Raw genomic sequence first — 13,606 nt, 5'->3', positions numbered from 1 at the left:
GCAGAAAATAGCAGAACCAGAAACGACAGAACCAGAAACGACAGAACCAGAAACGATCGAACAGAACAGCATGCTCACGGGCGACCACCACCAGAGCGGCCACTGTCAGCACGACGGGTGGCTTTCAGCAGCTCATCGGCCAGTTCGTGCAGTGCCAGGCGGCGATTCATCGCGGTCTTGCGCAGGTACTGATAGGCCGCATCCTCACCCAGTCCGCGCGCCTCCATGACCAATGCCTTGGCACGATCAACGCTACGCCGCTGAATCAGCGTGGTCTGGGTGCGATGGAGCTCCCCCTTCAAGGCGCGGTGTGCCTCGAAACTGGTGATGGCGACCTCCACCATCGTGCGCACCATCGCCGGCATCACATGGTCGACGACATAGGCCGACACCCCGGCGCCTGCTGCCTGTCGCACCAGGTCCGGCGCATCCTCGCTGGCCAGCATGATCATCGGCTTGGGATAACGACGCCCCAGCTGACCGAGGTGCTCCAGCGTATCGCGGCTCGGCAGGTCAGCGTCGATGATCACCGCATCCGGCTGATGCTGCTCGACCAGCGCATGCAGATCTTCGTGCTCATCAACGCGCAGCGCCACCTCAAAGCCAGCGCTCAACAACGCCTGCTCCAATGCGGCGGAACGCTCGCTGCGAACATCGACGATCAGCACAGTCACGGGCATGTCAGGGTTTCCTCGGCAAAACGTGTCAGGCAACTTTTCCACATGGCCTGACACTGCAGGAATCATGCCGCATGCTGGTGCAACCTTGCGGTTGCGCGCTTTGCGCAGCCCTTGGCCTGCACAGCAATGACGCAAGCAGATGCAATCATCACCCCGTGCGCCAGACTGGTACGCCACAGCATCGTCACGCACCGCAGACGGGCACGACGCAGAGCTCATCGCGCTAGCACCGTCAATGGTCGCCGCGATGATATATCACCAACTCATTGATATTGCTTGCCTTACCCCCTCATTACCGGCACAAGTGGCGCGGTCCTTGCTTTGTCCTACCCAGCGTCCCGCGAGAGCTGTTATCCCCCGCTCTCACCGTGATGCCCATGACGTAGACCAGGCTCCCATGAGTACGAGTGCGTCGAACCCGGCACCTCAACGACGAGGCAGCCCTGCTGTTCTCAACAGCCGTTCGACCACTCTCTGAGCGCACTCACCGTGTGCTCGGTCTCGACGCTGCATCAGGAGCCCGCACTCATGGATATTCGCAACAAGGCCAACCGCATCCGGCTGTTCAGCCTGAAAACGCCGCAGATGCGCGCCTTCCACATGTCATGGTTCGCCTTTCACGTCTGCTTCTTTGGCTGGTTCGGTATCGCGCCGCTGATGGCGGTGGTGCGTGACGACCTCGGCCTGACCAAGACCCAGATCGGCAACACCATCATCGCCTCGGTCGCGATCACCGTCATTGTACGGCTTGCGATTGGCGTACTCTGCGATCGCATCGGGCCACGCAAGGCCTACACCTGGCTTCTGTGTCTTGGCTCTCTGCCGGTGATGTGCATCGGTTTTGCCGACAGCTTCGAATCCTTCTTCCTTGCCCGCCTGGCGATCGGTGCCATCGGCGCCTCCTTTGTGATTACCCAGTACCACACCTCAGTGATGTTCGGTCCGAATGTCGTCGGCACCGCGAATGCCACTACCGCGGGTTGGGGCAACCTTGGCGGCGGTACCACGCAGATTCTGATGCCGCTGGTGATGGCTGGCCTGCTGATGCTGGGCGTCGAGCAGACACTGGGTTGGCGCCTGGCGATGGTCGTACCGGGCATCGTGCTGTTCCTGACCGGTATCGCGTACTACTTCTTCACTCAGGATGCCCCGGACGGCAACTTCAGTGAGCTGCGTGAACGCGGTGAACTGCCCAAGGCCGAGAAGGAATACAGCATGCGCGCCACCTTCGGCGCGGCAGCACGCGATATTCGTGTCTGGGCACTGTTCCTCGTTTATGGCGCCTGTTTCGGTGTCGAGCTGACCATCAACAACGTCGCCGCCATCTACTTCTTCGATCACTTCGAGCTGGATCTCGCCACCGCTGGCCTCATCGCCGGCCTGTTCGGCCTGATGAACCTGTTTGCCCGCACCCTGGGCGGCGTATTCTCTGACCTGTTTGCACGCCAGTCAGGGCTGAAAGGCCGCGTACGCTGGCTGTTCATCGCCCTGCTGTGTGAAGGCGTAGCGCTGGTTGGTTTCGCGCAGATGGAAACCCTCGCCGTGGCCATCGGCATCATGCTGGTGTTCAGCCTGTTCGTACAGATGGCAGAAGGCGCCACCTTCGGTATCGTACCGTTCATCAACCGCAAGGCGCTGGGCGCAGTGGCCGGCATCGTTGGCGCCGGCGGCAATGCCGGTGCGGTAGCGGCAGGCTTCCTGTTTCGCAGCGAGGAGCTGTCCTATCAAGAAGGCCTGATGTATCTGGGCATGGGCGTGATCGTGATCTCGCTGTTCGCGCTGCTGGTACGCTTCAGCGCTGCCACCGAGGCCGAGGAAGGTCGCGCCTATCAGGCGGCAGTCGAAGACCGCAAGCAGGACAGCACGCAACAACCGGCTTCTGCATGACACCGACAATACCACCCGGTCGATAGATGACTGACGGCCCCAGACACAAGAAGGCCCCACCTCATGGGAGGTGGGGCCTTCTTGTGTCTGCATGCGTATCGGTGGCCGTACTGGAGGCTCACCGAAGACAGCACTTAGCTGTCGGCAGCGTCCTGGACGTCATCGCCCGCACTCTCGATACTGTCGCCGGCATTTTCGACGGAGTTATCCATCTTCTCGCCAGCTTTCTCCATCGGGCCCTTGTCATCGCAACCAGCGAGGGACAGGCCTGCGAAGCCCAGCATGGCAATCATCAGTGCGCTACCCAGTGTCTTGATCTTCATGATCTTCTCCCTTGAATCATTGGTTGCGGTCAAAGCCGCTATTGACCGTGCATCGCGCAGGTGTGCGCTCATGCCACGGTGATCGAATGTGGGCACGGCGTGTCGAGGTGCCGGGAGATAAAGCGCCAGGCACGTGACCTCCCGGACCTGCAAACTGCCGTGCTACCCGAGGATATGGAGCACAGACCCTGAAGATTCAAGGGCTGATACCATGTTATGCCACTATCCTCTGCTAAAGGAATAGCGCAACAAGGGCCAGTGCCTCAAGCCCTCAGATATCGCGATAGAAGCTGTGGTGGAACAGCACTTCGCCCCCTAGCCCATCCAGGTAGCCTGCCACCAGTTCAAATGCGACAAAGGCGCCGGGCACATCATTACGATTGCAGTACAGGCCGTAGTGGCGAGCTGGATGGAAGCCGAGATGAGAGTAGAAATCGACGTGTCCCGCCGCGACCACCGCACCAACACCCAGCAGGCGACAACGCTTGACCGCCGAGACCACCAATCGCTTACCGATACCGTGGCGCTGATGCTGCGGCAAGACGGCCAACGGCGCCAATGCCATCAGCACGCGATCGGGATAACCGACGAGATCAACACGTGAGGCCATCACATGGCCTAGCAAGCCACCCTCACCCTCACTGAGGTGGCGGCCGGTTTCAGGGTCGGTGACACGCTCGGCGACTAGCGAGATCTGCGACTGCTCATCATGACGCAGTCGCTCTCCCAGCAATGCCTCGCGGTGGCCGGCAAAGACAGATTCATGAATGCGATATACCCGCTCATGATCAAAAGCGCGCTCTTCGCGAATGCGGAGATTATCGGCCGTACTGCCAGTCATCTGTGGGCTCCCTGTCAGCGCCCTGCCAATCAAGGCGGCTCCCCTTTAGATTAGCCAGCGGATGCATCTTCAGCGAGGTGCAATCTACTGCTCAAAAAGCACGATGCCCGCCAAGAAGGCGGGCATCGATAAGCGTGATCTCAAGGTCGAAAGACACATTAGATCCCTGAACAGTACCCGACAGGTCTTTCGACCTCTGCGGGTTAGCTCTTGAGGCGACGGGCGCGGAAGGAGCGACCCTTGAGCTTGCCATTCATCAACTGCGCCAGCGCAGCCTTGGCGACATCGCGCTCTACCGCCAGATAGGTGGTACGCGCCAGCACCTTGATCTTGCCGATCTGGCTGCCAGACATGCCGCCATCACCGGTCAGCGCGCCCAGAATATCACCGGGACGCAGCTTGTCCTTCTTGCCACCGTCAATCTGCAACGTGGCCATACGGGCATAGAAAGGCTCGCGCGTCAGCATGCTTTTGGACGGCAGCGGTTCCGGCGTCAGTGTCTGCTCAAGGAACTCACCGAGCTTGGTCAGGCGGTAATCTTCCTTCTCGGTATACAGCGTGCAGGCGATGCCGGAGCTGCCTGCACGGCCCGTACGGCCCACGCGATGGACGTGTGCATCGAGATCACGCGCGATTTCATAGTTGAACACCGCATCCAGCGCTTCGATATCAAGACCACGTGCGGCCACATCGGTAGCAACCAGAATGGACGCACTCTTGTTGGCGAACATCACCAGTGTCTGATCGCGCTCGCTCTGCTCCAGGTCACCGTGCAGTGCCATCGCGCTGAAACCGTGCTGCTTGAGGGCATCGTTGACCTCTTGCGCCTCGCGCTTGGTATTGCAGAACACCACGCTGGATTCCGGACGATACTTGAGCAGCAGAATGCGCAGCGCCTCAAAGCGTGCCTCATCGTCTGCCACGCGGTGAAACAGCTGATGAATGCTGCTCTCATCGTGGGTAGAGGCCGCTTCGATACTCACGGGATCACGCAACATGCGCTCGGCAATCGGGCGCACGCTGTCCGCGAAGGTCGCGCTGAACAGCAGGGTCTGACGCTCTTGCGGCGCTTCGGCAACGATGGCGTCCAGTACTTCGGCAAACCCCATGTCCAGCATGCGGTCGGCCTCATCCAGTACCAGCGTATTCAACTCGGCGAGACTCAGGCTGCCTTTGCGCAGATGCTCATCCACACGCCCCGGCGTACCGACGATGATGTGAGCACCGTGTTCCAGCGAGCCCAGCTGCGGACCAAACGGCGCACCGCCACACAATGCCAGTACCTTGACGTTGTGCATGCCGCGCGCCAGGCGACGGATCTCTCCAGCGACCTGATCGGCCAGCTCGCGCGTCGGGCATAGCACCAGCGACTGAACGCGGAAGCGTGACACCTTGAGACGCGACAGCAGCCCAAGACCAAACGCAGCCGTCTTGCCGGAGCCCGTCTGACCCTGTGCGATCAGATCGCGACCTTCCAGCATCAGCGGCAGACTTTGCGCCTGGATAGGCGTCATTTCGTGATAACCCAGTGTTTCGAGATTACCGAGCAGTTCGGGTGCCAGCGCCAGAGTGGCAAAGGCAGAGGTGGCGGTGGCATCAGTCACGGGGACATTCCTTCAGATCAATGAACGATCACGAGCCGAACAGGCAGGTGCGCGCGGGCGCAGAGCATAGCAGAGCCAGCCCAATTACGCCTGTTGCGTAACCACCTTGACGCACAGGAAGCCAGCATGGGGAGGATGGCCGGGCAAGACGAGGGAACACAGGCATATTGATGGCAGAGGAATCTCCGACGACTGCCTTTTGGTCATCAGCCACTCGCATGAGATAAACAGGAAGCCCTTCATATCAAATAATGATTTTGACCAAACTGGTTTTAGTTTATGACCCAAGTCATTTATTAATTCCTGACAATTGATCAAAATAAAATGAGATATTCTCGAATATCATAACTGTAATGTCGCAGACTCAGACATTCTCCCTCACCATATCAACCGTTAGACGTATGGTAAAAGTACGACATCCTCATGATGGGGTTCATTATTTTGTCGATCATTCCTTTATTGATGATGTCATGAAATGCGAGTGCATCAGTGGAACAATAACCAAACTTTGCACTTTATCTATGCAAAACATGTAATTACTGAAAATAATGATATTTTATTACCTATGCCAGGCCCTTCACTTCGCGGATAACGGTCACCGTGAAGTGAGCCTCTAGTGCAGTGCGTTTCATGCAAATAGAGGTTGCGAGAAAGCATTGATTCGATAAAGACGTCATCGGCATGCCAGCCCTGTAGATGCAGGACTGGTATTGCCCGTAGGCGCTATTACCAATACGCAACACCTCATAGAGCGGAGTATTTCAATAACCGCCAGTGGGGCGAAGAAGAGCGACTCTCCCTCTTCATCACCCCGCAACAATGATGCGATATTTGAATCAGGGAGCTAGATGATATGCAGGATTTTTCTAATATAACGACATACGGCTGCATTGTTGCCGGTGTAGGGCCTGCTGGCATGGGGTTTTTGTTCAATGCACTCAAAAACGGTCAACTGCCTGAGATGGCACGCAGTGGCCTGTTGATTCTCGATGCCGGTGGCACGCCTGCCGGTGGCCGGCCAGGGGCCGGCCGACTGGGAGAGTATCGCATCACCGCCAACTCGGTCGGTGACGTCTTTCTCGACTGCCTGAGAGATCCGGTATTGGCAGAGTTCTTCGCACCACTTGAAGGTGACTCACGACTTGAGGCCATTCGTGAAAAAGCGTTCAGCGCCCCTTCACTCGAGAAGGTCGGTGCGCTGCTGGAAGCCGCCTCTGCGCTAGTGCTGGACTACATCGCCACCTTACCGGGGGCCGAGCTATGGTATGGCACCAGTCTGGATGCGCTACAACGCGTGAATGACAGCAATATCATCACGCTGTCTCATGTGCCGGAATACGCCACTCGCCCCCTGCGGTTGCGCACCCGTAATCTGGTACTCAACCTGGGCGGCTATCAGTCACCGGACTATCTTGTGGAAAACCTGAGCCGACAGGGGCTGGCCCCCTCCTCACGCGCGCGCATCTACAGCGGAGACGAGCTGTTGCGCATGCCGGAGGGGCTGCTGCGTAGCCAGTTGCTTCCCCGCTTGCGTCGTGGGGGCCGCATTACAGTGATCGGCGGTTCACACAGCGCCTTTTCGATGCTGGATGTATTGTCGACGGCGCTGAGCAATACCCGTGTCAACGAAATCACCCTGCTGCATCGCTCGCCGATCCGCCTGTTCTTCGAGAACGCGGATGAAGCACTCGCCGCAGGCTACACCTATGACCCTGAACGTGACGTGTGCCCGATCAGCGGCCGTATCAATCGCTCCGGCGGCCTGCGCTATCGCGCATTGGCGATTGGACAGGAAATTCTCGCCACCGGACGCCTGCAAGACTGCGCCATGGATATTCGTCTGATTCAGACAGGCCCCGGCCCGGCACAGCGGCTGCTGGAAGCCAGTGAGGTGCTCGCCGATTCACCCATCGTGATTCAGTGCAACGGCTATCAGCCTATCTTGCCACGCATGATGGACGCCGAGCGTCGCCCGATGGCGCTGAGTGAAGTCAAAGGTGGGCTGGATTCCAATGCCAACGGCAACCCGCGGACGCTTGAGGGTGAACGCCTTAAAGGCCTCTATCTGTTCGGGCTGGGCGCTGGGCTGGCAGTAAACCCGACCCTGGGTAGCGAAACGGCTTTCGATGGTCGCATCTACGGCGTCTGGCAGTTCCATCACCACGCCAGCCTGCATGCACTGAGTACCATCATGGAGCGCATCGCAGAGCCAGAGAAACGCTACACCGCGCAGACACAACGGCAGGAAGGTACCGCGAGCAAGGACGTGGCCGATGGCAACAGCATCACCGCGACCCTCACTGCATTGGGCGACACCCTACGCGAACCTGGCTTGGCGATGTAATGACGGTGTGACGCACACAAAGGCATGTTACGTAATGCCTGTCAGGATTTTACGTCTACGCGACATGTGCCTGAAAAACACACCGAATTGTGCCTTCATCAATACTAATTTTTTAGCTAAAAGCTAAACGATAATAGAATAACATCGCTAGCTCATCTTTTTACTGAACCAAAAAAACGCCACCTGACATGATATCCATGACAGGTGGCGTTTTTCTTTTCAAGAATCGTGATGCTTTCAGCTAATCATGGTCGAATTTGACTCATGACACCCAAACAGCAACGATTCAGGCGTTATTCTCTGCCAGACGGGCCTGCTTGCCACCCACCGTGTAGCAGGTATCAATGTCGCGCAGCAGGAAGAGCGCAACACAGGCGGCCAGCATCGGCCAGGCAGCGAAGAACAGCAGGTGGTCCCAGGGAGAAAAGTACAGGCTGAAGGCGGAGAACGTGGAACCGGCATGAATCAACAGCACCAGACCATAGGTGATGGTTTTCTTCACGCCTGCGACGAACAGCACCAGCAGCACCATCTCGATGATGGCAAGCGCATAGACGAGACCATGGCCCACGCCAGGCACGGAATAGAACTTTTCAAAGATGCCGACGGCATGGCCGGGATCGACGAACTTGTCCAACGTCCACATCATGATGACCAGGAACACGCCCAGACGCAGCAGCAACAGGGATAGTCGAATTTTTGTGGCGTACTGATTCATGAGGTTTATCTCCAGTAGAAAAATGGTGTGTTTCAGACAACAGAGAGTCATCCGGTATAGCACTTCCTTTTACCTACGCAGAGCGCGCAACCTTGGTTTCACTGTCGTGCAGATTTCTTGTCAAAATAACGATTTTAGAGAGCCCTTGCGCATCCTGAGAGGTTGGCGCAAGTGGCTAGTGAAAAGCACGTCTCTTCACCGCCTGCTGCGTTGCCATTGCAGTGTCTGCGCTAGCGGCTGCCGCAGTCATCTCAATATCAGGCGGTATCAGCGATGTTCCATCTTCCACGGACATCTTCCACGGCCATCATCTCTGGAGACATCTCATGCCTGGAAATACACCGCCAAAGGCGCTGATACGCTATCGCCCCGGGCACACACCAGCGTCTGATGCGCGCGCCAACATCACCGATGACGCCATCGATCCACGTCATTCACCACTGAGCGAGCAATTGCTGGCGCACGCCACACGCATCATCGCGGAGCGAGACAATGGCGATATCGTCGCGTATGCCTGCGCCATGAGTGCAGTGCCGACGGTGACACAGGAAATCTGGCTGGCCAGTGGTGAACTGGAAGCCTTCGCGTTGCGTCATGGCATCACGCTGAACAGTGTTGAGGAGGTGCTCGGCAAGCAACTACATGCCCTGCCACTCCCTGACGGCATGCCCTCGTCGCATTGCCCTGATACGTTCGATTGGCTACACATTGCGCTGGAATATCTGGTGAATGGCACAGCAGCCGACTGAGCAACATGTGGGGGGTCAGCATGATGGAACACGACTTTTTATCAGCGTATCCAAGGCATCACAGCCTGGCGCGGCACCAGAAATGCCATCAACCGGCTGTGGATAACGCGGCATATTGCTCAACCTTCTGAAATATCCCATCGTTCATCCGTCACCATCTATCGCCGCCTACGGCACAAAAATCGCTATAAAAATCCGAAAACCACGCTGTTTTCGCCATTAAATGCTGATGAATGACGCAAGGCGACGCGTCGGGATGCCTCACCATCGCCTCAAAATGATCGATATTCGCTGCGCTGATCAGACGTTTACTGGCCGGTGGGTGTATCTCAGCCGCAAAACTCGTATTCTGAAGTGACGCCATAGGGTGCGAGTCATCCTGTCAGGCGCGTCAGAAAGCACGAAATGCATCAGTTATCGCATGACACCAGTACAGCACGCGGAGCAGACATCACGATCGATCATTGAAAACGACCAGCCGAGGAGGTTTACATGAAGGTCTACAAACCTGAATGGCAGTGCACGCTCGACGTGACCGAAGGCCCCGACTCTACCGACCGCTGGTTGACGAAGTTTGCCTGGAAGCTACGTGCTCTGGCAGACCGCGTTGATGGCGGCAGTCGTACAATGAAGATTGACTGTAACGTTACCCCTGCACTCAGTAGTGATGAGATAGACACCTGCCTGGGCAAGGGCTTCGCCCTTAGCCAGAATTTGATGATGCAACTGGCCAACCACGGCGCATGTGAAGACGTGCTACGTTACGCCAAGGCAGAGCTTTACGCAGAAGAGCAGCACCCGCTGTAGATCTCAGTAGAAAATGGCAGATCTACTCGCGGAAGAAAGCGATCAGCAAGACGCACGAAAAAGCCCTTCCCGCCACCATGGCGAGAAGGGCTTTTGTCGTTCAGGTATCGCGTGAGCCTCAAGGCCATTTCACAGCGTTCGTCGTTACTGACGATTCGCGACGGTACTGGCATCAATGCCTTTTTCGTAGGTCGGCAGGCTGCCGAACGAGTCTATCCAGGGAAGGCGTTCTGACCAGTAGATATGCGCAGTGGGTTGATAGAGGCTTGGCGTATCCAGGGTCGTTGCATACAGATGCGTTTCGTCGGCGAACGCTTGCGTCTCGAATGACAGGGGCGAGCCACATTCACCACAGTGGCTGCGTTCCACCTGTGAAGAGGAGCGGTAGACCTTGCGTGGGCCTGTCCATTCGACCGTGGCTCGCTTGACTCCGAGCCAGCTTGCGTAATCTGTCGAGGCAGCGCGTCGGCAGTCTTCACAATGACAGAAACCGGCCCACAGAATCTCCGGCGCTGCGCGGTACTGGACTGCCCCACAGGCACATCGCCCTGTCAGATCGCTCATCCTGTCTCTCCTCCTGCTGTCGGCTTGAAAGCGCGTTTGGCAACCTGACCCGATTAGCGCTCTGGCGCAAGAAAAGCGCCGTGACGCTAGAATCACGGCGCTTTTACGTGAGTGAGACGTTACCCGCAGGACGGCTCACATGTGGTGGTGTCTTTCGCGGCGGCCTTGCTGGCTGCCCCGCACACCGGCGCAGGCGTCACTGATGCGGGGTCCACCAGGGCAGCGACGACGGATGTCACCTGCTGATAACCGGTGCGTATCAAGAAGGTCGGCGCGCGCCCATAACTCTTGATACCGACGATATACAGGCCGCTTTCTTCGTGGGCCAGCTCTGCGGCACCATGCGGCGGCACGGAGCCGCAACTGTGCTGATTGGGGTCGATCAGCGGTGCAAGCCGCACAGGGCTTTGCGTGGCGGGGTCCAGCGAGACGCGCAGCTCCGACAGCAGGCCGAGCTCCGGCCGAAAACCGGTGGCGGCAATGATGCGATCCACCGCTGGTAGGCGTTGTGCACCACTGTGCACCACGAGTTGCCCGCCCTCCTGATGGATCGCCTCGATGGCAAGCGTCGTCACTACTTCAAACCTGCCGGCGTCCAGCCATTGCTGGATACGTACCTCGAGTGCCCTGCGCTCCTGCAACTCATCGTCCTCGGGCGAGCGGATGACGTTATCCATGCTCGCGCCGCGCACGCCCCACAGAATGCGCGTATCAGGGTGCTCATCCGCCAGAGCGATCAAGTCCTGCAACGCATTGAAGGCAGAATGCCCGCCACCGACGACGAGGACGGTCTTGCCCGCATACTGCGCGCGCGCCTTGCCGGTGATATCCGGTACGCCATAGGCGATGCTGTCGGCCGCCGCGATTTCGCCCAGCGCGGGAATGCCGTGCGCGCCAATGCCGTTGGGAGACTGATAGGTGCCGGAGGCATCGATCACGGCGCGGGCAAGCACATCGCGCTCGCCCGTCGGGTTGCCGCTCGCATCACTCACGCGCAGCACGAAAGGCGCCTCGTCACGCCCCGTGGAGCGCAGCACATCATGCTGCTGACGGCTGACATGCGTGACGCGTGAGTCAGTCTGCAAGCGCGAGGCAATCGCCGGGAGTGCTGCCAGCGGCTGCAGATACTGCGACAGCAGCTCCGCGCCGGTGGGAAACGCCGTCGGCTCCGGCGCCTCCCAGTCCGTCTGCTTGAGCATGGCTGCAGCGGCGGGATCGATGTTGTAGGACCAGGGCGAGAACATGCGCACATGTCCCCAGCTCGCCAGGTGGGCTCCCGCCTGCTCACCGGACTCGAAGATGATGGGCTCAATGCCCGCTGCCAGCAGATGCACTGCTGCGCTCAGCCCTATCGGCCCTGCGCCGATGATGGCGACCGGTAGCTGGGTGATACCATCTTTTGAAGCATGGTGCGTCGCATGTTGCATAGAGTCCTCCACCTGCATAAAGGTTGTTACTGACAACAATTAGCGTAAGACTCTCTCAGCGAATTGTCCATGTTACTTTCCTGATAAGCCATCAGAGCGCACCCCTCCGCAGCATTTCTCACTCGGTTACACTAGCGGCCAGTCGACATTCGCCGCTCATGCCTCTCTACCTACCTCTGGATCTCTCCATGGCAATTTCCGCGCGCCCTTCCAAGCTGAGCCTGCCTCAGACCAATCCCGGTGTGACCACGGTGCTGGAGTATCTGCTGCTCAAGTTTCCGGCGATTGATGAAGCGGCATGGCGAGCGCGCATGGCCGAGGGCAAGGTGCATCGCGATGATGGCTCGCTGATCACGTCGGAGTGCCCTTTCAAGCCGCAGCTGCGGGTCTTCTATTACCGCGAGGTGGCAAGCGAGCCGAGCATCCCCTTCGCGGAACGAATCCTCTATCAGGATGAGCACATTCTGGTGGCCTACAAGCCGCACTTTCTGCCCGTCACGCCCGGTGGCCTGTACGTGAACGAGTGCCTGCAGCAACGCCTGCGCAAGCGCACCGGGATAGAGGCGTTACAGGCCGTGCATCGCCTGGATAGAGTCACCGCAGGGCTGGTGATGTGCTCCATCAATCCCGACACACGCCACCTCTACCATGAGCTGTTCAAATCGCGGAATATCCACAAGACCTATCAGGCCATCGCCGAGACCCACACTGATGAGTCCATTGTCGGCCAGCAGTGGGAGGTGAAGAATCGCCTCGAGCAGAGCGAGCAGCGCTTTCGCATTCACGTCACCGCAGGCGCCGCCAACAGTCACTCGGTGATTTGCTGCGTGCAGCAGACTGACAGCCAGGCGTTGTTCGAGTTGCACCCCGTCACCGGCAGAACCCACCAGCTGCGCGTACACATGCAGACCCTCGGCTGGCCGATCCTGAATGATCGCTATTACCCCGTGCTGCAGCCGCTCTCGCCGGATGATTATGCTAGCCCGTTGCAGCTGCTCTCCAAGGGACTCGAGTTCATTGACCCGGTAACGCAGGCGCCGAGACGCTTTGAATACGACGGAAATCTGTCACTAGACTAGCGCCACTGGGCTGGTCTGACTGGGACAGCCTCAGCGAGCTGGCATCGTTCGAACAGCCCTGGCTAGCGGCGATGCTAGTTACCCAGCCGCTCTCGCGCCGCAATGGTCAGCTTGTTCAGCAGCGTCAGCGCCCCCTCCACCACTTCGGGGGGCAACCCTTCTATCAGCGAGGCTTCTTCTGCGACGAGTTCACCCCTAATCGTCGCGTACAACGCCTCGCCTTCGGGTGTCAGTGACAGCTGCACCGCCCGCTTGTCGTTCGGGTCCAGCACCTTGAGTACATACTGCTTGCGCAGCAGAGAGTCGACCATACGGCTGGTGGTGCTCTTGTCGAGATACATCTCATCCGCCAACGCCTGCAATCTCAGCGGCCCATGCTTGACGAGGGTTTCCAGTGCGTAGCACTGCGCCACCGAGACGTTGTGGTGGCAGATGCTCTCGCGATCACGAAACTGATGAACACGGATGAGCTGATTGACGGCTTCGTACAGCGCTTCGGCCTGCTGCGAGCTGGAGTCCATGAGTGCGGCGATCCTGAATGATTAGTTGTCAGTGACAATGATATAGACCGTCTGGCATGAAA

The 13,606-nt window shown here is 58.3% G+C and carries 13 protein-coding genes; 5 read left to right on the top strand and 8 right to left on the bottom strand.

Translation table 11 applies throughout. The features are described from left to right. Positions 1-74 precede the first annotated feature (74 nt). Positions 75-680: an ANTAR domain-containing response regulator gene (locus GQR90_RS02050; RefSeq protein ID WP_158772674.1), complete on the bottom strand. Its 606-nt coding sequence runs from the start codon at positions 678-680 to the stop codon at positions 75-77. A gap of 528 nt (positions 681-1,208) precedes the next feature. Here GQR90_RS02050 and GQR90_RS02045 point away from each other — a divergent pair. Next, positions 1,209-2,567: a NarK family nitrate/nitrite MFS transporter gene (locus GQR90_RS02045; protein WP_158772673.1), complete on the top strand. Its 1,359-nt coding sequence runs from the start codon at positions 1,209-1,211 to the stop codon at positions 2,565-2,567. Between the two features lie 134 nt (positions 2,568-2,701). On the opposite strand, the gene GQR90_RS02040 is transcribed toward GQR90_RS02045, so the two are convergent. From GQR90_RS02040 to dbpA, 3 genes are all read right to left on the bottom strand, one after another. Next, on the bottom strand, positions 2,702-2,890 hold the full coding sequence (locus GQR90_RS02040; protein ID WP_158772672.1) for a hypothetical protein: 189 nt from the start codon (positions 2,888-2,890) through the stop codon (positions 2,702-2,704). Between the two features lie 271 nt (positions 2,891-3,161). Next, on the bottom strand, positions 3,162-3,731 hold the full coding sequence (locus tag GQR90_RS02035) for a GNAT family N-acetyltransferase (protein ID WP_158772671.1): 570 nt from the start codon (positions 3,729-3,731) through the stop codon (positions 3,162-3,164). Positions 3,732-3,934: 203 nt separating this feature from the next. Next, positions 3,935-5,335 (bottom strand): ATP-dependent RNA helicase DbpA, encoded by a 1,401-nt coding sequence (gene dbpA / locus GQR90_RS02030; RefSeq protein WP_158772670.1) that lies wholly within the window; start codon positions 5,333-5,335, stop codon positions 3,935-3,937. 853 nt (positions 5,336-6,188) lie between these two features. On the opposite strand from dbpA, the gene GQR90_RS02025 reads away from it, so the two are divergent. Further along, entirely contained in the window at positions 6,189-7,679 is a 1,491-nt protein-coding gene (locus GQR90_RS02025) for a pyridine nucleotide-disulfide oxidoreductase (protein WP_158772669.1), read from the top strand. Between the two features lie 286 nt (positions 7,680-7,965). Here GQR90_RS02025 and GQR90_RS02020 read toward each other — a convergent pair whose 3' ends face one another. Then, the gene (locus GQR90_RS02020) at positions 7,966-8,397 is read right to left on the bottom strand and encodes a hypothetical protein (RefSeq protein WP_158772668.1); all 432 of its coding nucleotides are present in this window, start codon (positions 8,395-8,397) and stop codon (positions 7,966-7,968) included. A 326-nt stretch (positions 8,398-8,723) separates the two neighbouring features. Here GQR90_RS02020 and GQR90_RS02015 point away from each other — a divergent pair, with 326 nt between their 5' ends. Together GQR90_RS02015 and GQR90_RS02010 are read left to right on the top strand one after the other, a co-directional pair. Next, a complete protein-coding gene (locus GQR90_RS02015) occupies positions 8,724-9,146 on the top strand; it encodes a hypothetical protein (protein WP_158772667.1) in 423 nt (140 codons plus the stop codon). A gap of 492 nt (positions 9,147-9,638) precedes the next feature. After that, on the top strand, positions 9,639-9,953 hold the full coding sequence (locus GQR90_RS02010; RefSeq protein WP_158772666.1) for a hypothetical protein: 315 nt from the start codon (positions 9,639-9,641) through the stop codon (positions 9,951-9,953). Between the two features lie 144 nt (positions 9,954-10,097). Here the strand turns inward: GQR90_RS02010 and GQR90_RS02005 are convergent, their stop codons facing one another. Beyond that, the gene (locus tag GQR90_RS02005; RefSeq protein WP_158772665.1) at positions 10,098-10,517 is read right to left on the bottom strand and encodes a GFA family protein; all 420 of its coding nucleotides are present in this window, start codon (positions 10,515-10,517) and stop codon (positions 10,098-10,100) included. A gap of 119 nt (positions 10,518-10,636) precedes the next feature. Then, positions 10,637-11,944, bottom strand: a complete 1,308-nt coding sequence (locus GQR90_RS02000; protein ID WP_158772664.1) for an FAD-dependent oxidoreductase — start codon at positions 11,942-11,944, stop codon at positions 10,637-10,639. A gap of 188 nt (positions 11,945-12,132) precedes the next feature. Between GQR90_RS02000 and GQR90_RS01995 the strand changes: the two genes are divergently transcribed. Next, on the top strand, positions 12,133-13,023 hold the full coding sequence (locus tag GQR90_RS01995) for a pseudouridine synthase (RefSeq protein WP_158772663.1): 891 nt from the start codon (positions 12,133-12,135) through the stop codon (positions 13,021-13,023). 74 nt (positions 13,024-13,097) lie between these two features. Here the strand turns inward: GQR90_RS01995 and GQR90_RS01990 are convergent, their stop codons facing one another. Beyond that, positions 13,098-13,544: a MarR family winged helix-turn-helix transcriptional regulator gene (locus GQR90_RS01990; protein ID WP_158772662.1), complete on the bottom strand. Its 447-nt coding sequence runs from the start codon at positions 13,542-13,544 to the stop codon at positions 13,098-13,100. Positions 13,545-13,606: the final 62 nt, after the last annotated feature.

The sequence above is a fragment of the Cobetia sp. L2A1 genome, assembly GCF_009796845.1.
Lineage (GTDB): Bacteria > Pseudomonadota > Gammaproteobacteria > Pseudomonadales > Halomonadaceae > Cobetia.
Note: the sequence above shows the minus strand (reverse complement) of the source record. Positions and strands in the feature narration are given on the sequence as shown.

Excerpts from the sequence above, each read along its gene's own strand:
- GQR90_RS02050 (WP_158772674.1), bottom strand. The coding sequence starts at position 680 with ATGCCCGTGACTGTGCTGATCGTCGATGTTCGCAGCGAGCGTTCCGCC.
- GQR90_RS02045 (WP_158772673.1), top strand. The coding sequence starts at position 1,209 with ATGGATATTCGCAACAAGGCCAACCGCATCCGGCTGTTCAGCCTGAAA.
- GQR90_RS02040 (WP_158772672.1), bottom strand. The coding sequence starts at position 2,890 with ATGAAGATCAAGACACTGGGTAGCGCACTGATGATTGCCATGCTGGGC.
- GQR90_RS02035 (WP_158772671.1), bottom strand. The coding sequence starts at position 3,731 with ATGACTGGCAGTACGGCCGATAATCTCCGCATTCGCGAAGAGCGCGCT.
- GQR90_RS02025 (WP_158772669.1), top strand. The coding sequence starts at position 6,189 with ATGCAGGATTTTTCTAATATAACGACATACGGCTGCATTGTTGCCGGT.
- GQR90_RS02020 (WP_158772668.1), bottom strand. The coding sequence starts at position 8,397 with ATGAATCAGTACGCCACAAAAATTCGACTATCCCTGTTGCTGCTGCGT.
- GQR90_RS02015 (WP_158772667.1), top strand. The coding sequence starts at position 8,724 with ATGCCTGGAAATACACCGCCAAAGGCGCTGATACGCTATCGCCCCGGG.
- GQR90_RS02010 (WP_158772666.1), top strand. The coding sequence starts at position 9,639 with ATGAAGGTCTACAAACCTGAATGGCAGTGCACGCTCGACGTGACCGAA.
- GQR90_RS02005 (WP_158772665.1), bottom strand. The coding sequence starts at position 10,517 with ATGAGCGATCTGACAGGGCGATGTGCCTGTGGGGCAGTCCAGTACCGC.
- GQR90_RS02000 (WP_158772664.1), bottom strand. The coding sequence starts at position 11,944 with ATGCAACATGCGACGCACCATGCTTCAAAAGATGGTATCACCCAGCTA.
- GQR90_RS01995 (WP_158772663.1), top strand. The coding sequence starts at position 12,133 with ATGGCAATTTCCGCGCGCCCTTCCAAGCTGAGCCTGCCTCAGACCAAT.
- GQR90_RS01990 (WP_158772662.1), bottom strand. The coding sequence starts at position 13,544 with ATGGACTCCAGCTCGCAGCAGGCCGAAGCGCTGTACGAAGCCGTCAAT.